This is a genomic window from Lacunimicrobium album (genome assembly GCF_052161635.1).
Lineage (GTDB): Bacteria > Planctomycetota > Planctomycetia > Planctomycetales > Planctomycetaceae > SXPC01.
This window is the reverse complement of the sequence record NZ_CP197413.1, coordinates 450,812-474,968: the sequence shown is the minus strand read 5'-3', so window position 1 is coordinate 474,968 and position 24,157 is coordinate 450,812. Positions and strand designations below refer to the sequence as shown.

At 51.9% G+C, this 24,157-nt stretch carries 16 protein-coding genes; 12 read left to right on the top strand and 4 right to left on the bottom strand.

Annotation, left to right across the window (positions count from 1 at the left end; all coding sequences use genetic code 11):
- The first annotated feature begins 6 nt into the window (after positions 1–6).
- On the top strand, positions 7–2,475 hold the full coding sequence (locus SH248x_RS01895) for a S8 family peptidase (protein WP_459556820.1): 2,469 nt from the start codon (positions 7–9) through the stop codon (positions 2,473–2,475).
- Between the two features lie 1,219 nt (positions 2,476–3,694).
- Here the strand turns inward: SH248x_RS01895 and SH248x_RS01890 are convergent.
- From SH248x_RS01890 to SH248x_RS01875, 4 genes are read right to left on the bottom strand one after another with little or no spacing between them, the layout of a single operon-like run.
- Positions 3,695–4,183, bottom strand: coding sequence for a hypothetical protein (locus SH248x_RS01890; protein WP_459556819.1), 489 nt, complete (start codon positions 4,181–4,183; stop codon positions 3,695–3,697).
- A 38-nt stretch (positions 4,184–4,221) separates the two neighbouring features.
- Positions 4,222–7,647 (bottom strand): efflux RND transporter permease subunit, encoded by a 3,426-nt coding sequence (locus SH248x_RS01885; RefSeq protein WP_459556818.1) that lies wholly within the window; start codon positions 7,645–7,647, stop codon positions 4,222–4,224.
- A gap of 2 nt (positions 7,648–7,649) precedes the next feature.
- Positions 7,650–9,047 carry an efflux RND transporter periplasmic adaptor subunit gene (locus SH248x_RS01880; RefSeq protein ID WP_459556817.1) on the bottom strand — a complete coding sequence of 466 codons (1,398 nt, stop codon included), beginning with the start codon at positions 9,045–9,047 and terminating at the stop codon, positions 7,650–7,652.
- Positions 9,044–10,513 carry a TolC family protein gene (locus tag SH248x_RS01875; RefSeq protein ID WP_459556816.1) on the bottom strand — a complete coding sequence of 490 codons (1,470 nt, stop codon included), beginning with the start codon at positions 10,511–10,513 and terminating at the stop codon, positions 9,044–9,046. The genes SH248x_RS01880 and SH248x_RS01875 overlap by 4 nt, the downstream gene beginning before the upstream one ends.
- A gap of 774 nt (positions 10,514–11,287) precedes the next feature.
- Between SH248x_RS01875 and SH248x_RS01870 the strand changes: the two genes are divergently transcribed.
- From SH248x_RS01870 to SH248x_RS01820, 11 genes are all read left to right on the top strand, one after another.
- On the top strand, positions 11,288–11,632 hold the full coding sequence (locus SH248x_RS01870) for a DUF3147 family protein (protein WP_459556815.1): 345 nt from the start codon (positions 11,288–11,290) through the stop codon (positions 11,630–11,632).
- Positions 11,629–12,642, top strand: coding sequence for a DUF1559 family PulG-like putative transporter (locus SH248x_RS01865; RefSeq protein ID WP_459556814.1), 1,014 nt, complete (start codon positions 11,629–11,631; stop codon positions 12,640–12,642). Before SH248x_RS01870 ends, SH248x_RS01865 begins: the two co-directional genes overlap by 4 nt.
- Before the next feature lie 762 nt (positions 12,643–13,404).
- Positions 13,405–14,163, top strand: a complete 759-nt coding sequence (locus SH248x_RS01860) for a phosphatase PAP2 family protein (RefSeq protein ID WP_459556813.1) — start codon at positions 13,405–13,407, stop codon at positions 14,161–14,163.
- Between the two features lie 203 nt (positions 14,164–14,366).
- The gene (locus SH248x_RS01855) at positions 14,367–14,783 is read left to right on the top strand and encodes an EamA family transporter (protein WP_459556812.1); all 417 of its coding nucleotides are present in this window, start codon (positions 14,367–14,369) and stop codon (positions 14,781–14,783) included.
- Positions 14,784–14,942: 159 nt separating this feature from the next.
- On the top strand, positions 14,943–15,617 hold the full coding sequence (locus SH248x_RS01850; RefSeq protein WP_459556811.1) for a response regulator transcription factor: 675 nt from the start codon (positions 14,943–14,945) through the stop codon (positions 15,615–15,617).
- Positions 15,614–17,032 (top strand): sensor histidine kinase, encoded by a 1,419-nt coding sequence (locus SH248x_RS01845; protein WP_459556810.1) that lies wholly within the window; start codon positions 15,614–15,616, stop codon positions 17,030–17,032. Before SH248x_RS01850 ends, SH248x_RS01845 begins: the two co-directional genes overlap by 4 nt.
- A gap of 70 nt (positions 17,033–17,102) precedes the next feature.
- Positions 17,103–18,398: an efflux RND transporter periplasmic adaptor subunit gene (locus SH248x_RS01840; protein ID WP_459556809.1), complete on the top strand. Its 1,296-nt coding sequence runs from the start codon at positions 17,103–17,105 to the stop codon at positions 18,396–18,398.
- Positions 18,399–18,473: 75 nt separating this feature from the next.
- Positions 18,474–21,632, top strand: a complete 3,159-nt coding sequence (locus SH248x_RS01835; protein ID WP_459556808.1) for an efflux RND transporter permease subunit — start codon at positions 18,474–18,476, stop codon at positions 21,630–21,632.
- Positions 21,633–21,767: 135 nt separating this feature from the next.
- Positions 21,768–23,252 (top strand): TolC family protein, encoded by a 1,485-nt coding sequence (locus tag SH248x_RS01830; protein WP_459556807.1) that lies wholly within the window; start codon positions 21,768–21,770, stop codon positions 23,250–23,252.
- A 143-nt stretch (positions 23,253–23,395) separates the two neighbouring features.
- Positions 23,396–23,881, top strand: coding sequence for a hypothetical protein (locus tag SH248x_RS01825; protein ID WP_459556806.1), 486 nt, complete (start codon positions 23,396–23,398; stop codon positions 23,879–23,881).
- Positions 23,881–24,153, top strand: coding sequence for a hypothetical protein (locus SH248x_RS01820; protein ID WP_459556805.1), 273 nt, complete (start codon positions 23,881–23,883; stop codon positions 24,151–24,153). The genes SH248x_RS01825 and SH248x_RS01820 overlap by 1 nt, the downstream gene beginning before the upstream one ends.
- Positions 24,154–24,157 lie beyond the last annotated feature (4 nt).

Sequence of the window (24,157 nt, the reverse complement as noted above, 5' to 3'; positions counted from 1 at the left end):
CGGTCCATGACAGACTACCGACATTTTTCACTAGTTGGAACCCGCACTTCGCAAGCCTATACATCTCCCCCCGCTGGTGGAGAACAAGAAAGTCCTCCTCGGCCAGAGCACGTCACTCATGGAGATAAATTGCTGCAGGATCTCGACCGTGCTGTGAGGATCGCCAAAACTCGTCAGAAGGTTGATCCGACAAGAGATGGTTTGCAGTTCATTCCAATGGTTTTCAGTGAAGGATCAGATTTGGCTCTGAAACTTCAAAGCTTAACCGGAAATGAAAGTCGTGGAATCCGAGTCCTGAGTGTCCGCGAGAAAGGGGACTCGAACGAATACTTGATTGCGGTGCCTGATTGCAAGGTGGACTCTCTTGCTCAGAAGTTTCATGAGTATCGACATGAAACGACTGAGACGGGCCGACCAAAGAATGAGGATTTCGCAAGTAGTGTCACTGGCATCGAAGCCGGAGATCTTTCTGACTATTGGCGTGAGCCGGACGAGCAGTTACCCGCCAAGGAAAAAGCATTTTGGTGGGAGGTATGGCTAACAAGTTTTCCAGGAGATGGAGCTGACTCGTGGTTCCGAACAACGGCGGCAGCGCAGCGAATCACGCTCAGCCAACAACAGACTCGTTTTCCTGACCGACTTGTGGTTCTTGCCTATGCATCACGTGAACAATGGGAAAAATTCCCAGGACTACTGCAACATCTAGCGGAATTCCGTCGCGCAAAAATTGTGTCGGGAGAATTCACTCGGCTTCCACCTTCGGGACAGGCGGAATTCATTCAAGATTTGTTGGCGAGAACAACGTTCGCACACAATAAATCCGTACGGGTGTGCATACTTGATACGGGAGTGAATCGGGGACATCCATTATTAGAATCCGCGATTTCTTCTGAGGATCTCCAGACATGGCAGAAGGAATGGGGATCGGAGGACCATCATGGGCATGGAACTGAGTTGGCGGGACTATGTCTGTTTGGGTGTTTAACAAGTCCACTGTACGACGGTGAGAGTATTGAATTGACTCACCGTCTTGAGTCAGTAAAAATTCTTCCTCCAGATGGTCAAAATCAGCCTCCTGATTATGGACCAATCACGACCGGAGCGATGGCATTGGCGGAAGCAGCCCTTCCGGAAATTCAACGCATTTTCTGTCTGGCTGTCACCTGCGAAGGAAATGATCAATGGCGTCCTACTCTCTGGTCTGCATCGATCGACCAAGCCTGCGCTGGAACATTAGACGGTTATCGCAGGCTGCTGATCTGTTCAACAGGTAATCTGCGAGAGGACATCGGTAAAAACTATCCCCATGAGAATCACCTCTCCAGCGTTGAAGATCCTGCTCAAGCTTGGAATGCTCTGACAGTAGGAGCGTATACAAATTTGGCTTGGCTCGAAGAACAGGGGCTCGAAGGCTATTCGCCCATCGCGAAGCCAGGCAGCCTCTCGCCAGCGAGTCGTACCTCACTTTGCTGGAATGAGAATTGGCCGTACAAACCTGATATCGTTTTCGAAGGCGGAAATTATGCGAGTGATGCCAGTGGCTTTACGACAGGCGCAGAGGATCTAGCACTGCTGACAACAATGTCACGTCCAGAAACAGCTGAGTTGCTGGGGACATCTCGCGATTCCAGTGCTGCAACAGCATTGGCTGCACGGATGGCAGCGATCCTGCAGGCTGAATACCCCTCGTATTGGCCTGAGTCGATTCGAGGATTGATGGTGCATTCGGCGGAATGGACCCCTCGGATGATGGAGGAATTTCCTTATCCGCAAAGACGCCAACGGCTGCGAGTCTATGGAATGGGTGTTCCAAACCTCCTGAGGGCACGACGCTCGGCCCAAGGGTGGTCGACCATGGTAATTCAGGATGAACTGCAACCGTATAAAAAAACAACTGGCGACAACTCGACACACGAAATGCATTTACATCAGCTTCCACTCCCAAAAGAAGTATTGGAAGAGCTGGGTAGTACACGCATACGGATGCGTGTGACACTTTCATATTTCATCGAACCAAATCCACCAAGACGCGGGTACATTGCTCGCCACCAGTATGCATCCCACGGTTTGAGATTTTCCGTTCGAAGACCGGAAGAATCACTTGTCCGAATGATGGCTCGACTGACATCCGCAGATTGGCCAACGGAAAATGGCCGAAAAAAGAAGCCCTTTGATACTATCTCTGATGATCGCGAGTGGGATCTTGGTCCAGAGCGAGTCAGTGTTCGAGGCTCAATCCATTCCGACGCCTGGCAGGGAACCGCTGCACAATTAGCGGCTTCCAATCAAATTGCTGTATTTCCAGTTGGTGGATGGTGGCGATATCGAAAAGACGCCACTCTGGTTGAGAAGTTGGCTCGATACAGCTTAATTGTGAGTATTTCGTCTGAGGACACGACAGTTGATCTTCACCAAGCCATCGAGACGCAGATTAGAAGCCAGACAGCTGTCGAGGCGGGGATTACCCTACCCTGATAGCCTGCGTAATTGATCGAGAACTCGCTGCATTTTGAGTTTCTGAAGGAAGGGAACAAAGATTCTGCGAAACTGCGTTCCCGATCTGACTCACACCAAGATATATGAACGGGACAGACTGCTGAAGCTCGGTAAGCCACTTGGGCGTACTATTGAAGAACACCTGACAATCGTCAGTCCTTCATCGTTCTACCGATAGCGTCCGGGATGCGTGCCAGGGCATCACACGAATGTCACCTGCCAGCTGCGGACGACGTAAACTGAAAGAGATCTGTGAACTGGTCATTCAGATCGCTAAGTCAATGTCGTTTGGGTACTCACGCATCCTCGGTGATCTGAGGAAACTGGGAATCAAAAAGATCAGCCGTCAGACAGTGAGAGTTTTCCTGAAAGGATCGCGGAATTCAGCAAAACACCAAACCCAGCCTCTGACTCCGGGCAAACGTCATTGAGCGTCATCAGAAAACACTGTCGGCCGTGAACTTCTTTAGTGTCGGCATGGTTTCGGTCAAGGGTCCAGGAACTCTATATCATGGTCTGGTGTTGCATGAAAACAAGAGAGCTAATCGCCTCACACCCGTGGACGCGTGATTCGATTCTGTCAGAATCCATTATCCCTCGGTTTGGAAGAAAGATGCTCTGAGTAACTGCTGATTAGAAGAAATGCTACTATCTGAAGAATAATTCGATTTGCTGTCCGACAACGATACATCCTTGCATTGATTCACCACCGAAAGGATTTTCCAAAGTGTCTACCGTTAAACAGCTTACATTCCAACATAATTTTAACAAAATACCATTACTCCTTGTCCACTACTCGCTTCACATTTGAATTTGGGAGCCAGTTCTTTCCGCGCGAAAACAACTTCAAGGCTTGGTAAGCATCTCCTGAAGAAGATGCATGCCATACCTTAATCTGATATTCGATACATAAGTCGATTATCAATAAGCAATTAGGCAGGAGCGACGGGAACTCAGCAAAGTCAAGAACGCTACAACACGTAAGCACACGCCGCTGTGGGCACTGTAACGCAGGTTCTCCTGGCTGAAGTCATTGAACGACTGGCCACATGTTAAGAGTATCACCCCAACCTTTTCAAAGGCTTCTGGCAACTCTGCATCGTGTTCACTATTCTCAAACGGTTCTGAAACGAACTCTAACCAATGAACAAAACAGCTGACCATTTTGCTGGTCAGCTGGCGACGCCTATAGCCCCTGTTACTCAGCGAAATTGCCTTGGGCAGGTTTACCATCAATCTCGCCGATGACGGTTCCGGCGAAGTCGGCGACGTTGCCAATACCTGGATCAGTACCAGTAAATGCGGCCGCCTTACCGTCAACAGCATCAGATGGGGTCAGAGTAATCGTCATCGGAGCGACGACCTTACCATCGGCTGTTTTCGTCTCCTTAATGTTCAGTGTGAATTCTTTGGCAGTGACAGGTATTGGCTTTTGACCATCAGTGAAGAGCACCTGGACCTTTTGTGCCGGATGATCGACCGTGAATTCTGCATGATAGGCTCCCAGGTCGAAGACGACACCACCGTTGGGGCCGCTACCATGGGAATGACCACCAGTTTCGTGCGATTCTGGATTTGATGTCGAGGTTGAAGACTTTTCTGTAGTTGATGTTTGTGTCTGAGGACAGCCAGCCAGAATGAGCAAAGCCAGCAGACTTCCAAACGATTTCCAATTGAACTGAGACATGACGTTCTTTCTAAAAAAAGAGGGATGGTAACGAATTCTTACATGGCGGCGGCTCGCAGTAGATCTTCATCGGAGCCTTCCGCACGGACGAGATGCTCGGCATCCTTGCCCGAGAATTTCCAGAACAGTCCAGGGTGGATCAAGAACTCACAAAAGCTGGAGGTGATAAGACCGCCCAGAATGACCGTCGCAACGGGATAGAGAATTTCAAGACCAGGTTTGTTCCCATTGACGACCAGCGGGATCAGGCCGATCCCCGCCGTTAATGCCGTCATGAGAACTGGCGAGAGACGTTCCAGGCTTCCTCTCAGAACCATCTGCTGGCTGAAGGGCTCGCCTTCCTCTTTCATGAGATGGAAGTAGTGAGTCACCAGCAGAATTCCATTTCGGACGGCGATCCCGCCCAACGAAACGAATCCCACCATGCTGGCCACGGTCAGCGATTGCTCAGTAATAACCAGTGCCAACACGCCGCCGATGAAGGCTGTCGGAATCGCATTGAGAATCTGGAGGGTGATACGAACAGAGGGGTAAAGCAACATCAGTACCAGAAAGATTCCGGCCACCGACACGAGAGCGAGAACCGTAATCAGTCTTGTTGCAGATCGCTGGGCTTCGAACTGTCCTCCAAACTCCACAAAGTATCCGGATGGCATTTTCACTTGCTGGCGAACTCGTTGCTCGATCTCTGTGATCGCACTTTCCAAATCACGTCCTGAGACATTACAGCGGATTGTCTGTCGTCGACGGACATTCTCCCGGTTCACTAAGTTGGGGCCGCTGGCCGAGGCCGGAAAATCCGCGACCTCGCGAAGTCGGATCTGGCCACGACCATCAGGAAGATCCAGTCGCAACTCGCCGAGTTTGTAAGCATCGGAGCGAATGGGTTCTTTGAGTTTGATCACCAGATCAAAACGTCGTTGTCCCTCGATCACTTTCGAAACAGCTTCGCCTTTCAAGGCCGTCTGCACAAAATTGGCGACGAACTGGCGACTAATGCCATAGAAAGCCAGGTCGTCAGGACGCACCACAATATGCAATTCATCGACTCGTTCCTGGGGATCAATGATGGGTGGTGTCACTCCCGGAACTTCAGTAATCACATCCCGCACATCGGTTGCGAGCTCCCGCAGCTTATCCAGATCATCGCCAAACAGCTTGATCGCGACCTGAGCGTTGACTCCTGAGAGCATGTGACTGATCAAGTGCGACAGAGGCTGCTCGGCATCGATCTCAACGCCAGGCACATTCGTTCTCAGATCGTCGAGCAGCGTTTTTAGGAAGAGATCACGTTCGATATGGGCATCTGGATTCATGGTCAGAATGTACTCGCCGACATTGACGGGCTGAGCATGCTCATCGAGTTCTGCTCGTCCCGTGCGACGTGCAAAATGCAGAATGGGACCAGCGGGATTCTCAGGTGAGTTCTGCATCGTGATGAGACGAGCATCGATCAAAGCGGCTGCTTCATTCGAAGCTTTCAAGGACGATCCACCGGGAAGAGCAACGTTCACCTGCACCGATCCTTCGTCGAACTTGGGAAGAAAATCCGCCCCGAGTTGATTGAGCTGCCAGACACTCAGCCCCACACCGATCCAGGTGAAAAGAAGCAACGCCGCTGGATGACGCATGCTGAAACGAATGAGGTAACCCGCCAGCCACTTCAGAAACCGTAACATCCAACCATCGTCGTGACTGCCTGATGCCACTCGACCAGTGAGCAAGTAGTAAGAGAGCACCGGAGTGACCGTGAGCGAGACGATCAGCGACGCCAAAATGGAAACGATGTAGGCAACGCCCAAGGGGGCGAAGAGCCGACCTTCAACACCAGAAAGGGCAAAGAGCGGGAGGAAGGCCAGAATGACGACAGCGGTCCCAAAGACGATCGCAGAACGTATCTCACGAGAGGCCTCATAGACCACGACAATCGAAGGCTTGGGATGGGGCAGTTGAGCATTTTCGCCCAGTCGTCGATAGATGTTTTCCACATCGACGATCGCATCATCCACCAGTTCTCCCATGGCGACAGCAATTCCGCCCAGCGTCATGACGTTGATCGAAAGTTCTTGCCCGGTCAACCAGGAGATCACACGAAACGTCAACGTCGTCAGGACCAGCGAAAGAGGAATGGCCGTCAACGTGATAAACGTCGTGCGGATATTCAGTAGAAATAAGAAGAGCACGATGACAACCAGCACGGCTCCGATGACCAACGCTTCCTCGACGTAGTAAACGCCTCGATCAATGAAGCTCTTCAACTGAAATAAATTTAGTTCCACGACCATGTCGGGAGGCAATGCCGCTTGAGCTTCCAACATCGCCGCTTTGACCGCATCGGTCAGTCCCCGCGTATCTGCATGGGGCTGCTTAACAATCGTAATGACGACTCCGGCCATGCCATCAAGGCTGGCATCTCCACGTTTCGGAGCTGGGCCTTCCTGGATACTCGCGACGTTCTCCAACAGGATCGAACGATCCTCGTTCACCTTGACGACCGCCAGCTTGAGGTCCGAGATGACCTTTTCAGGAGATGGCCCCAGGCGTCCAATCATCCGAACTGGTCGTTCCGTCTGACCGTTTTCGATGAAGCCACCACTGGCATTCAGATTGTTCGCTTTGATTGCTTCCTCGACTTCTTGCAGCGTGACATTGTATTCCTGAAGCAAGTCAGGATCGACGAGTACCTGGTATTGCTTGATATCGCCACCGAGAATCAATACCTCAGCAATTCCAGGAAGCTTCAGCAATCGAGGACGGATCAGCCAATCCGCCGTTGTCCGCAAGTCCATCTTCTCTTCCAGAGGTGTCATGAAGCTGACGCTCTCTCCCCGGTCATCATGCTGAAACGTCACCGACTGGTGATCGCGATCCCATTCAACCTGCGAAATCTCTTGCTTCTCCCACGATGCGAGATCATCACGATCGACAACCTTCCACACCGTCAAACCGTTGTTACTTTTGTCGGAAGGACGTTCCGCGATGTACGCCCCATTTTCCAGCACGGCAAGTTGTCCACCTTGTGGCCCAAGACGCCGTCGAATCCCCAAGTGCAAAATTTGCCCCATGATCGACGCCGGAGGTGTCATCTGGGCACGGATTCCCTCTGGCAAAGCGACAACGGCCAGTCGTTCAGAAACAACCTGTCGTGCATAGCGGATTTCTGTTTTCCAGTTGAACTCTACGTAGATGACATTCATCCCCTGACCGGACTGACTGCGGACGGCGTCAACTCCCGACGCTCCCAGCAACGCGGTCTCAATGGGATAGGTGATCTGGGTCTCGATCTCCTCTGGCGAAAGTCCCGGACACTCTGTCAGGATGACGACGCGAGGTCGATCTAGATCAGGAAAGACATCAATTGGCAGTGTGGTTGCCAAGTATGTGCCATAGGTCAGCAGCACCAGACAACTGGCCAGAATCAATGTTCGATAAACAAGGGCGAAACGAATCACGGCATTTAGCATGATCACTTCCCCTCATCTTCGTTTTTGTGCAGACTGCCATCCGCGTGGATGTGATACCCTTTAGGCACGCCGCTACTCCCGCCCGACTTGACCATGCGATTGAGTTGCTCCGCTCCCGACTGAATGACATAAGTTCCCGGCAGGATCGAACCATCGTTGGCAATCACCACGTTCTGTCGATCACGCATCACAAGACGAACAGGCTTGCGGATAAAAGTGTTGACGTTCTGCATGAATACGAACGCTTCCGGCCCATCCATCGCGATCGCGTCCGACGGGATGACAAACACGTTTTCCAGCAGATCGACTTTGACGAGAACCTTCACCTTCTGCCCAGGACGAAACCGCCACAGCGTCTGTGTATGAACATGACTGTCCTCCTCAGCGTTGGTTTGAGGAGCATGTCGCGATTGATTTTCCAGTGGGATACGAAACGCAAAGGTTCTCTTCTGGGGATCGATCGTATTGGCCACATGACTGATCAGGAATTTCTGCGGGAGAGCAGGCCAATCGCCCACCTGCTCCAGAAAGTCGATCTCAACAGGCCAGGTCTCCATGACAGTTCGTTCGAGCAACGAAGTCTCATCTCGGAAAGCATATCCTTCCACAGCCAAACGCCGGTGGTTGGCCAGCGTGCAGAGGGTCTGACCAGCCTGAACCTGCTGCCCTAAGGTCACATCGAGAGTTTGAATCTCATAATCGACGGACTCGCCATCATTGGACGAAAGAGGCGGCGGAACTAGGATTTGTATTTCACTGACAAAATCGCCGCTAGCGATCCGATTGATCGCATCTGTAGACAGGCCCCGGTTCTGCAATTCTTGTCGATAAGCCTGGCTGGCAATCTGCAAGCGAGTGATTTCGTTCTCGACCTCGATCCGTCGAGACTCAGGCAGAGCACTTCCAGCGGTCGCCAGCCGTTCCTTCTGAGCTTGGGCGATGACGATGTTTTGAGTCGACTTGAAAAGATCGGATTGGGTCAACAAGAGTGACTCGCTGAGAAGTTTGACGGTAAACAACATCTCACCTGTCTTGACCGACTCACTCGGAAAGTGAACAACACTGGTCACCACTCCGGTCGCTGGAGTGACGATGCCCCGGTCGCTTTGACCTGGCAGGTCGATGACCATGCCAGGAACCTGAATGGTCTTCCAATAAGCGGCCGGTTTGAGCGGTTTGGACTTAAGGCCCAGGTTCTCCTGAGCCACCTCGTTGACGATGATGCTGGTATTGGCAGCCTCGGTCGCGTCGCTCGATTCCTGAAGCGAAGCCTGATTCGCCGTGATCTGTTGATTGCTAAGTAGTGGCATCCAGCGATCTCGCGTGACGTAGCCACCAGCCACGACCACCATCGTCAGAGATAAGAAAGCAAAGTATTTCACAATCGACCTAACTCTCATGGGGTCACCTCATCGATTTCATTCATCGGAGCTACCGGGACGCCCTCCGAAGTCACGGGTACGGATGGCATCGGCCAGACTTCTTCCAGTGTTAGACCAGCAAGCTGGCTGGCCGCGGACCACATCTGACCTTGGGCTTCAAGCAGACTCAGATTGGCTTGAGCCACGGTCTGCTGGGATGTCAGGACACGAAGGTATTCAAACTGTCCCCCCTGATAGGCTTTCATCGAAAGCTCGAAAGTCTCGTTAGCTTTCGGAAGAATGGCACTCTGATAACGGGTGACCCGCTGACGGGCAGTCGCGAACTCCTGGAACGCATTGGAGAGTCTTGTGATCAATTCATTCTCAACACGAGCCACCTGATTTTGAGCTTCGCGAACTTCAGCCCGAGCGGCGGCAATGTTTCCCTGATTACGATTCCAAAGTGGAACGGGAACACTCAGGCCGATATCCCAGTCATCTGAATTGTTTTGTCCCTGACGTGTATATCCCGAACCGACGGTCACGTTTGGAATTGGCTCAACTTCGGCTCGACGCAGTACCAATTGAGCACGTGAAACATTGACCTGAGCAGCGGCGACATCGGGGTGTGTGCTGATGACGTAGTGACGCAAATGCTCCAGATCATAGTCGGGAAGTGTCGTTTCCAAGCTTCCCGCCAAAGGAACACGACCAAGATCAGGAACTCCCACACTGGCCGCCAATCGCTTAAAGGCTGCCGGTAGGACTTGCTGAGTGGCTTCCGATTCAGCACGGTATCGCTCCAGATCCACTTCGAGTTGAACGACATCCAACTGACTTCCTTCCTTGGCATGTAGCAATGCATCCGCGTTGGCGACCGACTTTTCCGCGAGTGTGATCAACTTGCTGAGAATCTCACTGCGACGCTGCAACACCAGCACCTCAAAGTAGGCCCGACGAACGTCGGTCAGGACGCGAAATCGTTCCGATGCTAACTTCAAAGTTGCCTGGTCAACTTCACGACACGCAGCGGCCTGGCTGAGTCCCAGTTTGTTTGCGGTAACGAGTTCCTGTTCCGTAAAGACAGACCAGATGCCTTCCGGTCCCGTCTGGTCTCCAAGCTCGTTGCCACGGACACTGAGAGTTGGATTGGGATACAACCCTGCTTGAACCGCTCGGCCACGAGCAGCGTCGACTGCCCACCGGACTTCGGCCAGCCTCGGATTGCGATCAAACGTAATCGCTACAAGTTCCGGCAGCCCGAGTTTGGTTTCCTCGTGACTGACTAGCGAAATGGCTGGAGACAATTTGGCTTTCGCCTCGACATTTGATTCAACGTTTTTCAGTGATGAATCCACCCCACGATAGCCCGTTTGAACGGATTGCGAAGTGATCGAAATAGAGGTTCCCTCCATTCGCGATTCAACCAGCTCTGGCTTGCTCGTCGCACAGCTGGAACACAAAGTCATGATAAACAACATAGGCATCAGTAGGTTACGTGACATGGCTCACTCCGTGCGTCCTGCAATAGGGGTGACGGCAATTCGCCTGTCAGCCAGGCGGTTAAAGAAATTAAAGCAATACACATTGGGAGTTGCCTGTTTCGAAACAGGCACAAACGACGCACTCGCGGTCTCGAAAAGCGAAAATAGACCGCTTAAATAGCCAGCACTAAATCAGCCACAGACAATGACGCACATACAGCGGCGTTGGAGAACTCCTAGGCGGAAGTTCACCTGAACAAGCAAAATCAGACGATGATTGGAGAAGACATTCTGTGCCAGCGACCTTATCGATGCAATCACTGGACAAATCCAATGAGGTATCGAAGTTCGTGAGTTCAACGGCGACCATGTCCGAAACGTTCACATAGATGGCGTCCGAATCGTGATCTTCGGGGCAATCTGATGATGACTGATTCAGGCCTAAAACACACTCATCGTGAGTGTCAACAGTCCCGTGATGATGGTCGCCGTGGTGATGACCATGTGCATGCTCATCATGAGAATGCGTGTGACTATGAGTGTCCGCTTTTACATGCACGTGATGCCGGGAAGAATGAATCGGGTCAAATTCGCCATGACCATGTGCGAACATCGCTGATGAATTCATCAGGACGAGCGGCAACATTAGGATGGCGAAAATGCGACGGCACATGATCAAAGTTTTCGGCTTGCTAGACTCTCTACGATCAAGCAATGCTATCGGAGTTTCCGGAAAAGTCCAGAAAGTTCCTCCAAGTTCATGCAGTCACCCTATTTTAAAGCGGGACAGCCTCGATGTACTACTTTTTCAAGCTTCTGCTGACGGCAGGCATCATCGTCGCGGTTTCCGAAGCCTCCAAACGAAGTTCGTTCCTGGGCGGCTTGCTCGCATCTCTTCCTTTGGTGTCCTACTTAGGCTTGATCTGGCTCTATATTGAAACGGGCGATACAACCAAGGTCGCGGACTTATCACGCGATATCTTATGGCTGGTCATACCGTCGCTTCCTTTTTTCCTCTTTTTACCTTTCCTGTTGAAACGGGGCCATGGGTTCATTCTCAGCCTGACGGTTTCCACGATTGTCCTTTTTCTCTGCTACTATGGAATGATCTTCCTGCTTTCACGTTGGAACAAGACATGAACCCGACTCGTCAATGCTCTTACCGACCAGCCTTCACACTGATTGAATTGCTGGTGACGATCGCCATCATCGCTGTGCTGGTCGCGTTGCTCCTGCCAGCCGTCCAGCAAGCCCGCGAAGCCGCCCGACGATCCAAGTGTGCCAACAACCTCAAACAGATCGGCATCGCACTGCACAATTACCACGACACCCACAACACTCTTCCCTGTGGTTACATCTCGCAGCAGGAATTCTATGGAGCAACAGAACGCAATCAGTTTGGCTGGGGAAGTCTGATTCTGCCGCAACTCGAACAAGCTGCTTTGTACTACAAGCTCAATCCGAGCAAGATGATCTGGAACGATGACGGCGACGTTCCAGGCATCATCGATACCAATCAAGACGTCGCAGAAACACCACTACCCATCTACCGCTGCCCCTCAGAAACCGGCCCCGACAGTTTCGACCGCACCTGCAACTCAGTCGCAGGTCCCCTCCAGTCAAGCTCGAACTACGCCGCTGTCGAAGGCATCACCCGTATGCAGCTTCCCTGTTGGACTTCGCTTCCCGTAACCACAGATCCCACTATTCAATCACTGCTCCACCCCGAACCAGTCGGCTGCAAGCCACCCACTGGCCCATTTTACGTCAATAGCCGAGTACGCTTTGGTGATGTCAACGACGGCCTGAGCCAAACCATCGGCATCGGCGAAGTCGCCAATCGATTACGCACCCAGACATGCATCTGCTGCCCCGACATGCCTTACGGCGGAACTTCCTGGGCAGGTGTCTTCGTCACGTATCGATCCGAGATGGTTCTCGCCAATACCAGCGATGAATTCTTCGACACCAACAACGACGGCCGAACCCTCGGCTTCAGCAGCGACCATCCCCAGATCGCCAACTTCCTCTTCCTCGACGGCAGCGTCCACCCCATGAGCCGGTCAATCGACAATCGCAAGACGTCGCCTTACGGCGTGTTTCAACATCGTTCTACGATTTCTGATGGCGAGGTCATTGGTGAATTCTGAGGGACATAATTCCCACAATGGCGAAAAACAATGCTAACTCGCTACAAGAGATTTAACGACGCCGTGGACAAACTGGAAATCCAACTGCGAAATGTCATCGATGAACTCATCACCCCATAGCATCCACAAGACGAAGTCTTCCTGATGGCACTGACTCACCTGGGTCTAGCCGACCAAGAGGCTACAGAGATTCTGAACGTGCCAGCAGTTTATCAACCCTGGCAGCCCATCTGACTATCTTGAGGGCTGAGTCCATTACTCGTCGTCTGTGCCTACAGGCACTTTACAGCACGTTGACTGCAGGTCGTTTCACCACCCTTCTGACAATCTACATGTGTCTGGCCATGCTCAGGTATACTTCCAATCTGATTGACGGATGTTGTCAATCACTTTTCTCGTCGCACGGCTGTTCGGCGACCTCAGAGCCGGACACAAAGACTCTTTGAAATAAGCCGCTTTAATCTGGTCCTGTATTGCAGTGGCATTGATCAGCATTTTTCTGGGCGCATGGTGCGAGAAGGAAAAGACCGGTGATTCTTCGGAGTTTCATCTTATGAAGTTAGTGGCCTAATTATTCTCAAGTGGGAAGTTATCATCAGTATCAGTTATTGTGAGCTTTGGCGGTCAACCAGTGGCAACAATCACCCCAATATGAAACTTGTTCTTGATGCAACTCGCATTTCAAGCTAAGAGTGCCATCAGCAATGATAGAATCAAGCCTCGCTCATCTGGTCACCACACATAAAATTTGGTATAGAAATAATGGAAGTACAGCTGAATTATCCAAACGCAAGAATGCGCGAACATCAGCGATTTGCTTGGTTTAAAGCCTCGATTCTGAGCTGCCTGATTTCCGTGAGTGTCTTGGCGTTCGCATTCATTGAACTGTACGATCTCGACCTCGTTGTTTCCTCCTTGTTTTACAACGTGTCGACTCATTCGTGGCAGTACTGCGATCACCTTTTCTTTTCCACCATCGATCACGGAATCGTCTGGCTGACTTCGATCACTGCGATTGGTTATTGCCTCGTATACCTGTTGACCTGGTTTTCGTGCCGAAACTGCTGGGCAAACCGAGCTGGCTTGATCATGGTCCTCGTGATGCTGATCGGCCCGGTGCTTTTAATCAATGGAATCATGAAGCCAATTTTCTCTCGAGCCCGCCCGCGTGAGGTCGCCACACTGGGAGGGACGATGTCGTATACCTCCGCGTGGCTGAGTTCGAACAGCCCGTACCGAAATTCTTCCTTCCCGTCCGGGTATTCCTCCGTTGGCTTCTATTTGATCGCTCCTGCGATGCTGCTTCGCCGCGGGAGGCTCCAGTTCATCGTCCTCCTAACGACTGGCTTTATGTCTGGCATGATCGTCGGCTATTCACGCGTTGCACAAGGCGGGCATTTGGTTTCCGATGTTCTTTGCTCGATGATTGTCATGACTGTTATTTCCTGGGCGATTGCGGAGGCTGTCTTCTATGTCTGGCCGATTCAAAGTATGAATACTCACAACGCTTTCCGCGTTTAAGCGACCTCACGTTGCCTTGCTAATATGCCATAAAATCGAGCGAGTAGAACATAACCAAAGAGTTTGTGCGCTGTTGCATGGTTTTGTTTGAGTGAGTGCAGTTACCTGCCTGGCTTACAACTTAACGACAATCGCATCCTTGGTCATTGTTAACATCAGCTTCAATGTCGTCTTCTTAATCGTCCTTACGAGAAAGTCAGAACATGTCCTGGGTGCACTGGGCGATCGCGTCAGCTGGATTTGCGGGGGTGACGGCGATTCTTGCCAAGGTCGGTGTGAAGGATGTTCAGCCTGATCTTGCGACTGCTATTCGGACTGTGGTGATTTTGGTGCTGTCGTGGGCGATTGTTTTCTTTCGGGTCACACAGTCCGTAACTTCGATCTCGATGACATCTTGGCTGTTCCTGGTCCTCTCTGGATTTGCGACGGGAGCATCATGGCTGTGCTATTTCCGCGCGCTTCAGCTAGGGCCTGCTTCACAAGTCGCTCCCGTTGATAAATTGAGCGTTGTCTTCGCCATGTTTCTCGCTGCCTTGTTCCTGGGCGAATCTAATACGTGGCGACATGCTGTCGGCGGTGGTTTTATCGTCTTCGGAGCGACCATTCTCGCCAGGACTTAGTTGGTTATGCTCAGCTCGCGTTGTGCATTGGATGAATTCGAGTTTATTAAGTTCATCTCTGACTTCTCTCGAAATCTCAGCGGACCGATAATGCGAACAAAAGAGAAACAATTCTCTGCCTTCATTCAATTTGTTCGCTAAGCTATCCATCGCACATCCATGTCCCGAATACTCATCATCGAAGATCAGAAAAATCTCCTGCGAAGCCTGACCAAGACATTGCAGGAATCGGGATTTGAAGTGATCGGTGCAGACACTTTGCAGTCGGCCCGAGAGGCGATTCAAAGGGGCATCGATGCTATCATTCTCGATGTCATGCTTCCCGATGGTTCAGGACTCGACTTACTCCAAGAACTTCGTCGACTGGGAAGTCGGACTCCCGTTCTGATTCTAACGGCTCGTGATTCCATTGAAGATCGAGTTGCTGGGCTTGATATGGGAGCGGATGATTATCTTGTAAAACCGTTTGCTTTGGACGAACTCCTCGCCCGGGTTCGTGTGCTGCTGCGTCGTGAAGCAAAGCCCGACCGAACGCAGATCTCGTACCATGATTTGAGAATCGATCTCGTTTCACGAACGGTTTATGTTGGTCATCAGCAAATTTTGCTTCAGAACCGTCAAATCGAGCTGCTGGCCTATTTAATGTCATCCGCGAACAAAGTCGTTACTCGTGAGATGATTTCCAGAGACGTCTGGAAAGAGGAAACCGCAACCTGGACGAATGTTATTGAGGTCCAAATCAATCAATTGCGGAAAAAGCTGGAGCAAGCAGGGCGGTCGGAGATTCTGCATACCGTTCGGGGCCAAGGGTACGTGCTGGGAGACTTGCCATGACTTACCTGTCGATTGGATGGCGACTCACACTGTGGTATGGCATCGCGATCGCCATACTGCTGTGTGGCTTTTATGTGCTGCTGCTGCTTTTGATGCGTCATCAGGTCGTTACTCGAACTGATGCGGGATTGAAGGAAGAAGTCAAAGAGATTGGACAAGAAATCAACCTTTCGGCCGATGCGACTGCATTTCAAGACGCTGCCGAGGCGAGGTTCACGCAGCATGCTTTTTACGAGTTTCTGGTCACGACGACAGAGGGTGGGGTCGTTTTCACGAGTTCCAACCTGAATCATTCGGAAGGCTTCATAAATGAAATCACCCAGACGAAGCTGGCCTTGAGCATGGAATGTCTAACCCGACGACTCGGTGATTCTGGCTCCTTCCGAATCGCTCAGAAGAGCATTCCAAGCCGGTTTGGAACACTTCGCGTTTATGTCCTGCGATCTCTGACGCCGCTGATGGAAGATGTGTTGGCGTTGCAAAGGCTGATGGCTGGCCTTCTTCCTGTCGGAATGCTGCTGGCGCTGGGGATCGGTCACTTTCTGGCCAGGCAGGCGCTGGCCCCCATTCAGAAAGTTCTGGATGTCGCCAATTCTATCGACATCACTTGCCTGGATCAGCGAATTACGGTCATCAATCCACACGATGAGATTGGTCAGCTGGCGAGTTCTCTCAATTCATTCATCGGGCGCCTGGAGCACGCAGTGACCGAGATTCGACGGTTTACGGCGGATGCCTCACATGAAATCCGTACTCCTCTGGCTGCCCTGCGAGCAGAAGCCGAAGCAGCACTACGCTCCCCCCGCACGCCATCTGAGTATGTCGCGGCATTGCAGGTCGTCGCTGACGAAGCGGGACGACTTGGTCGCCTGGCCGACCAGCTTTTGCAACTCAGCCGACATGATGCGGGGGTCATGAATAGCACACATGAGTTCGTCCAACTCGATGCCCTGCTGCATGACGTGACCGATCAGCTTCGTGGGCAGGCAGAGTCTCGCGGAGTGAACTTGCAATGCCGATGTACGGGATCGTGTGAAGTCATGGGTGATGACATTCGCCTCAGTCAGGTGTTTTTCAATGTGGTTGATAACGCCATTAAATACACACACGATGGTGGGCAGGTCGACGTTCGAATGAAAGCTTACGATCATGAGGCGTTGATTGAAATTCAAGATTCCGGGATTGGCATTTCACCTGATGACCTTCCGCATATTTTTGATCGTTTCTACCGAGCCGACCCTTCACGGCATGCGGAAACGGGCGGAGCCGGCCTGGGACTGTCCATTGCCAAGGCTGCCATCGTCGCCCATCAAGGGGTGATCGATGCACGAAGCACGCTCGGTAAAGGGACAGTTGTCATCATCCGGCTTCCAGCCACCCGTACAACCTCTGCGCCGATTGCGACACTTGTCTAATACTGTCGGATCTAAACTCTCAACGGATTTTCATAACAACGATTGAGTCGTTCCCAAGGAATCCTTCACGATGAAAATCCTTTCGAAATCTATGAAACGCACGGCAACTGGCCCTGTTGTATGCGGGTTCATACTCACTTGGCACCTCTCCTGCACGCCTGCGGGAGAGCAGACTGCATCGACAAAGCCTCACCCCGAAAGCCCGGCGAAAGTGACTCACAAGGTCAATGAAGCGGACCTGAATAGAGTCGAGCTGACACCGGACGCGGTGAAGAGACTCGGACTGATTTGCCAGCCGATCGAAGTCCGCCAGATGCCAAGATCACGCAGCTACGGCGCTGACATCGTACTTCCGACCGGCTCCGCTGTGATCATCTCATCGCCTCTGGCAGGAACTCTACAGAACCCCGCGGCAGGGAAGTTTCCACAAGTTGGACAGGCGATTAAACGAGGCGATGATGTTGTCGAGCTGCTTCCCTTATTAACTCCTGAACGCGCTGTCCTGACACCGGCAGAACGCATCCGCTTTGCAGAGGCGAAGGTAACCGTCGCCCAGACTCAAATTGACGCCGATGCTCAATTGCAACAGGCCAGTGTCCAACAGGAAGCCGCACAGATCGCGTTGACCCGAGCCGAACGCCTGTTGCAGGACAATGTCGGAACTCGACGAGCCGTTGATGATGCAATGGCGCAGCTGGAGCTTGCACAGAAAACCCTAGCAGCCGCGAAGGTTCGCAAGCAACTGGTCGACAACATCAAGCTTGATGAGGATGCCGGGACACTCAAACCGCTTGTGATGGAATCCCCATTGGATGGCATTGTCCGGACGACCCACGTTCAAATTGGCCAAATCGTTGCAGCGGGGGCGCCGCTATTCGAAGTCATGAACGACTCGACCTTGTGGATCAAAGTGCCAGTCTACGTCGGTGACCTAGATGACGTCGATATGACCCAGACCATTCATCTGACAAATCTCGATGGACGTCACGACTTAGGCCAGGTTGTCGGTAAGCCTGTCTCGCTCCCTCCAACAGCACTGCCGTTGTCATCTTCTGTTGACCTCTACTATGAGATTTCCAATGCAGACCATAAGTTCCGCCCGGGTCAACGCGTCTCTGCTCATCTGCCTGTGATCGGTAAAATCGAAACGGCTGCAATCCCCTGGTCAGCTGTATTGCATGATATTTATGGCAGCCAATGGGTCTACGAACAAGTCGCTGACAACACGTACGTGCGACGACGTGTCGAAGTCGGCTGGGTAGAAAATGGCTGGGCAGCGCTTCGTCGTGGACCAGCCGTCGGCACTCGTCTTGTCACCGCAGGAGTGGCTGAACTGGCTGGTACGGAATTCGGCTTCGCCAAGTGATTTCGAAACGGCAATCAAACTGTCTTGATGTTTCTTCCTGAGATGTGGCTTCTTGTTGGTGGTATGGGAGATTGAATGAAGTGGCTTGTTGAAACTGCATTACGACTTCGGATCGCAGTCGTCGCGGCAGCAATTCTGCTGGTTGCAGGCGGCATCAGCTTGATTCCCAAAATGCCACTCGATGTGTTTCCCGAGTTTGCACCGCCCTATATCGAGATTCAAACGGAAGCACCGGGACTCTCAGCAGAAGAAGTTGAGAACCTGATCACGTTCCCGCTTGAAGGGGCTCTGGTTGGAACACCGGGTCTGCAGACGATCCGTTCCAAATCCGTTCTTGGCCTGTCGTCGATTCGTTTGCTGTTGGCCGAAGGTACTCAACATTATCAAGCCAGACAACTGGTTCAGGAAAGACTCGCCACCACAACTCCGCGACTTCCTGTTGTCGCGCGTCCGCCAGTCATTCTCCAGCCGCTTTCATCTCTAAGCCGTATGCTGAAGATCGGCATGTGGTCGGAGAAGTTATCTCAGCAGGAGATGTCAGAACTCGCTGTCTGGACAGTCCGTCCACGTTTGATGGCGATTCCCGGCGTTGCCAACGTCGCCATCTGGGGACAACGGGACAAGCAGTTTCAGGTCCTTGTTGATGTTGATCGACTGCGTGCTCATCAGGTCACGCTGGATGCTGTGGTGAAATCCGCCGGTGATGCCGTCCTCCTTGATGCGGGAGGTTTTGTCGATACGCCGAATCAACGGATGGCAGTACGACAACTCCCCCCCGTGAAAGAGCCCGCTGACCTTGCTCAAACAGTCGTCGCCTATAACCAGGGAGCACCGCTGCGTCTAGGTGATGTCGCCGAAGTGAAAATTGGGTCTCCTCCTGCGATCGGAGATGCCGTCATTAACGATCAACTCGGCTTACTGCTGATCGTCGAGAAACAACCAGCCGCCAATATGCTGGAAGTGACTCGGGAAGTCGAAGCAGCCTTGGAAGTCATGAAGCCAGGCTTGAAGGACATTGAGATAGATTCGACGATTTTTCGTCCTGCGACATTTATCGAACGCTCGATAAATAACCTGACTCATGCCTTGATCGTCGGTTGTATTCTGGTGGTTGTCGTCCTGATCATTTTCCTGTTCGATTGGCGGACTGCCATCATCAGCCTGACCGCGATTCCACTTTCGCTCATTGTCGCCGTGCTGCTTATTTACTGGTGGGGTATGACGATCAATACGATGGTCATCGCAGGTTTGGTGATTGCGCTGGGAGAAGTCGTCGATGATGCTGTCATCGACGTTGAAAATATCGTGAGACGGTTACGTTTGAATCAATTGTCAGAGAAGCCAGTCTCCGCATTTCGAGTCGTACTGGATGCGTCACTGGAAGTACGCAGTGCTGTTGTCTTTGCAACGGCTATTATCATCCTTGTCTTCCTTCCCGTCTTCTTTCTCGAAGGGCTTCCAGGATCATTCTTTCGTCCCTTGGCGATTGGCTACGTGCTTGCGATTCTTGCTTCGCTGTTTGTCGCCATCCTGTTAACTCCAGCACTCTCGCTGTTGATCTTGCCCAGACAAAAAAGCAATGATCGCGAACCACCAATGACGCGAATGCTGAAGGCTCCCTATCGCGTTGTCCTTCCATGGTTTGTGCATCGCCCCAAGACAGCCATCGGATTTCTTGCGATCTCGTTTGCAGGAACGTTCTTATTGATTCGCACATTGGGACAAGAGTTCCTGCCGAATTTCAAAGAGACCGATTTCCTGATGCACTTCGTTGAGAAGCCAGGCACATCGCTGGAGGCAATGGATCGCATCACTATCCTGGCGAGCAAGGAATTGCGATCGATTCCCGGTGTTCGAAACTTCGGCAGTCACATTGGGCGTGCTGAGGCTGCTGACGAAGTCGTTGGCCCCAACTTTACGGAGCTGTGGATCAGTATTGATGAGACGGTCGACTATGAGAAAACGTTGCATGATGTCGAGACAGCGGTCAATGGTTATCCGGGACTCTATCGCGACGTTCTGACGTATCTGCGCGAGCGCGTGAAGGAAGTTCTGACTGGCGCCAGCTCCAGCATCGTCGTGCGGATCTACGGGCCGGAACTTGAAGGTCTGCGAGAGCAGGCACAAAAAGTCGCGGATCAGATGAAAGACATACCGGGTGTCAGCAATTTGAAAGTCGAGCCTCAGGTGCTCGTGCCACAGGTCGATGTCCGCCTCAAGCAAGATGCTCTCGAACGTTTTGGACTCACACCAGGACAAGTCAGACGTTCCGTCACCACAATGTTGCGAGGACTGAAGGTCGGGGAAATCTACGAGAAACAAGTCAAGGTGGATGTCGTTGTCTGGGGAACGGACAAATCGCGCACAGACCTGATGGCGCTCCACGAACTTCGTATCGATACCCCGACTGGCGCTCAGATTCCCCTGCGTGATGTGGCAGAGATCGGAATCGTCCCCGCTCCTAATGAAGTCAAACGGGAGAATGGCTCCAGACGTATTGATGTGACTTGTGATGCCAAAGATCGCGATCTCGGTTCCGTGGCCCGTGACATCGAAGCCGCTGTCAAACAAATGAACTTTGATCGCGGTTATCACCCGGAGTTTCTGGGTGAGTATGCCGCACTTCAGGCATCTCAAAACCGCCTGCTAGTCCTCGGCGCGGCAGCGATGCTGGGGATCCTCTTACTTCTGTACATCGATTTTCAATCGATCAAATTGACGATGCTGGTTTGCCTGACGATCCCGTTTGCGCTCATCGGCGGCGTCATTGCCGTCTGGATGGCAGGAGGAATGCTCTCTCTCGGCTCCCTCGTCGGATTCGTCACGGTTCTCGGAATCGCAGCTCGTAACGGGATCATGCTCGTCAGCCACTATCGTCACCTGGAAGCGGTCGAAGGGATGCCATTTGGCGTGGCACTCGTACTGCGCGGTGCAGAAGAACGGCTCACTCCTATCATCATGACTGTTCTGACGACGGCACTCGCACTCATTCCCCTTGTCATTTCCGGCAACAAACCTGGTCACGAAATTGAATACCCTCTGGCAGTCGTGATCGTCGGGGGACTGGCGACATCGACGATTCTCAATCTTTTCCTGCTGCCACCGCTTTACTTGATGTGGGGTAAGAACGCCGTGACGAAGCCAGACGACGATGACGATTATCAAAGTCATGTCCATTCAACGCCATCGCTACAGTCGTCAAACTTTACGCAGGCATCACATGCAGCACATTGAAGCAGGATTCAACTGAGACAAGATTAACTCTAACTTAATGGCATCGACCATCCTGAAGCCGCGCCTGTTTTTTCGTCGAAAGTAACAATATGCCGACTTCGGTAAAAGTTACGGACGACAGAATGGAGAGCCAGGATGGCGAAGGTTTCTTTCACGACGATTGTACTATTGATCGCCGCCAGCGGATGCCGAACGGCTGGCCCATCGGGTCAGGGCAGCTCTGTCAGTGTCCAATCTCTTCCATCTCCTGCCCAAGCTGCAATCGCAGACCTTGCTCCGTCATCTGCAGGGATTCAACTGGCATCATCCGCTCAAGATGCGCCAACCGCGGCCGTCTCGATACCTGTCACGACTTTAAGGCCGACACACGCACTGTCGCTTCAAAATACCATCTCCACGGCTCTGGCTCAGAATCCTAATCTCGTCGCGCTGCGTCAAACCGAACACGTCGGATCAGCAGCCTATGGCGTCGCTCAGATATACCCTTTCAACCCATTGATACAGGTTCAAGCGACTCCCTATCAGGATAACTCGCAAAGCGGTCCTGGCACGACTTACCACTACGTCCTGCTCATGCAGCGTATTCAGTTAGCCCACCAGCAACAATATCGCGAAGATGCAGGGGCTGCCTCACTGAACGGTATCCGCTGGAATGTCCATCAGGCTGAACTTCAGACTCTTTCCACAACACTTCAATTCTACTTCACGCTGCTTTATCGCCGTGGCCTACTTGAGGTCGCACAAGCCAGTCACGCAAACAATCAGCAATTACTTGAAGTCCTGTCGAAACGATTCGACGCTGGTGATGCATCAGCCGCTGATGTCGCGACGGTTCGAATCGACACGAGTGCAACTCAGCAGCAGCTTCAACTTGCGAACGCGAATTACCTGGCTGGACAACGAGACTTGCTCCGACAACTCGGATTGCCAACCAACCTCAGTTGTGAATTCACGGGTGATTTGACTGCACTTCGTTGGAATCTCCCAACACAAAACTCAGGGGACGACGTGACGCAAACCTCGGAAGTTTCCGGGATGCCACTTGCCAACCCAGTAAGCGATGAGTGGGTCAAAAGCTGGGCCCCATCGCGTCCAGATGTTCTGAATGCTCACGCAAATATCGATCTGGCACGAGCCAATCTCAGCCTCGCTTCAGCCAACCGTGTCCCCGACGTTCAACTGGGACCGTATTACCAGCGTACCGCAGACAGCACTACGTTCGTCGGATTCCGTGCCGAAATGAATATTCCCGTGATCGATTCCGGAAAGCCAATGGAACGCCAGCGATCAGCTGAGTACCGCCAGCAGGTCACCGTCTGGCGTCAAGCATTGCTGCGTGCTGAGCTGGAAGGGCAAGCCGCCTTTGAACGGTATGCACTCGCTCTCCAGTCCATTGCGATTGTTTCGAATGATCAATCTGCTGAACTCCCAGCCGCTCTTCAAAGCCTTGAGAATCAGTTTCGTAGTGGGGAAGTCGATGTGATCCGCGTCATCCAGGCACGGACCAGCATGCTGCAAAACCAGCGTGCAAGGCTTGATCTCGTGAATGAAATCGCACAGTCCGCAGCTCAACTCGTCGGGTCAACCGGGATGCCACTGGAGCTTCTTGTCATTGAATAAGGATGAATTCTTGATGGAATAAAAGTCATTTCAGAATTTTGACTTCCTTCTCATCTTCGCTTCATGTTCGATCGTTACTATCTCCTTGTCTGGCGGAAATGCCCCATGCCATCAGCCATTTTTCTATAAGGAGAACGAGCATAATGCTTCTGTCACCATCCTCGCGTTCGCTGGCCACTCTGATCTTTTCGCTGGCCCTTTTGTCTGCAATGACCCAGGCGACATTCGCTGGCGAAGAAAAGCCTTCGAAAAAAATCGAGCTGCCTAAAAAGGTCGAAACGGCTTTCAAAAAGCTTGCACTCAAAGGAGAGATCGAGTCTGATAAAAAGGAAATCGAAGACGAGAAAGCGGTTTATGAAGTCGAAGTGGAAGTCAAAGGGGGGACGGTAGAGCTTTCTTACACAGAGAATGGCGAACTCGTCTGCATGGAAATCGAACTCGGCTCTCATGAAGAAGACGAGGACGACGAAGAAGAGAAAGAAGAAGGTCACGCCAAGAAAGTAAAACACGAAAAGTCCGAGTCGAAAAAAGACAAAGAAGATGATAAGAACATGAAGTCGATGACGACGAAGAAGAGCACGAGAGCAAAGAAGAACAGGATATTGAAGCCACTGCCGTTGAGAAAATAGTGCCCTTCAAATCACTACCTGAAGCTGTTCGAAAAGTGATCGCCAAGCTTTCAGGCAAAAAGGTTCCCGAAGAAGTCGAAAGGATCACCATCACTCTTTATGAACTCGAAAATGATGCCGATGGCAAAGAAGTCGAGTGGTTGTTTGACGCGAAGGGGCGAAAAGTCGAACTTGAGCTAGACGACGAAGATGATCATCATGAAGGCGAGCACAAGGAAGGCAAAAAAGAAGCGCATCATGAAGGTAAGAAGCAAGAAAATGAAGATCAGTAAGAAT

Bases quoted from the DNA above. Each gene is read 5' to 3' on its own strand.
- SH248x_RS01865 (WP_459556814.1), top strand. From the start codon at position 11,629: ATGAACCCGACTCGTCAATGCTCTTACCGACCAGCCTTCACACTGATT.
- SH248x_RS01845 (WP_459556810.1), top strand. From the start codon at position 15,614: ATGACTTACCTGTCGATTGGATGGCGACTCACACTGTGGTATGGCATC.
- SH248x_RS01860 (WP_459556813.1), top strand. From the start codon at position 13,405: ATGGAAGTACAGCTGAATTATCCAAACGCAAGAATGCGCGAACATCAG.
- SH248x_RS01830 (WP_459556807.1), top strand. From the start codon at position 21,768: ATGGCGAAGGTTTCTTTCACGACGATTGTACTATTGATCGCCGCCAGC.
- SH248x_RS01840 (WP_459556809.1), top strand. From the start codon at position 17,103: ATGAAAATCCTTTCGAAATCTATGAAACGCACGGCAACTGGCCCTGTT.
- SH248x_RS01875 (WP_459556816.1), bottom strand. From the start codon at position 10,513: ATGTCACGTAACCTACTGATGCCTATGTTGTTTATCATGACTTTGTGT.
- SH248x_RS01895 (WP_459556820.1), top strand. From the start codon at position 7: ATGACAGACTACCGACATTTTTCACTAGTTGGAACCCGCACTTCGCAA.
- SH248x_RS01855 (WP_459556812.1), top strand. From the start codon at position 14,367: ATGTCCTGGGTGCACTGGGCGATCGCGTCAGCTGGATTTGCGGGGGTG.
- SH248x_RS01885 (WP_459556818.1), bottom strand. From the start codon at position 7,647: ATGCTAAATGCCGTGATTCGTTTCGCCCTTGTTTATCGAACATTGATT.
- SH248x_RS01890 (WP_459556819.1), bottom strand. From the start codon at position 4,183: ATGTCTCAGTTCAATTGGAAATCGTTTGGAAGTCTGCTGGCTTTGCTC.
- SH248x_RS01825 (WP_459556806.1), top strand. From the start codon at position 23,396: ATGCTTCTGTCACCATCCTCGCGTTCGCTGGCCACTCTGATCTTTTCG.
- SH248x_RS01850 (WP_459556811.1), top strand. From the start codon at position 14,943: ATGTCCCGAATACTCATCATCGAAGATCAGAAAAATCTCCTGCGAAGC.
- SH248x_RS01870 (WP_459556815.1), top strand. From the start codon at position 11,288: ATGTACTACTTTTTCAAGCTTCTGCTGACGGCAGGCATCATCGTCGCG.
- SH248x_RS01880 (WP_459556817.1), bottom strand. From the start codon at position 9,047: ATGAGAGTTAGGTCGATTGTGAAATACTTTGCTTTCTTATCTCTGACG.
- SH248x_RS01835 (WP_459556808.1), top strand. From the start codon at position 18,474: ATGAAGTGGCTTGTTGAAACTGCATTACGACTTCGGATCGCAGTCGTC.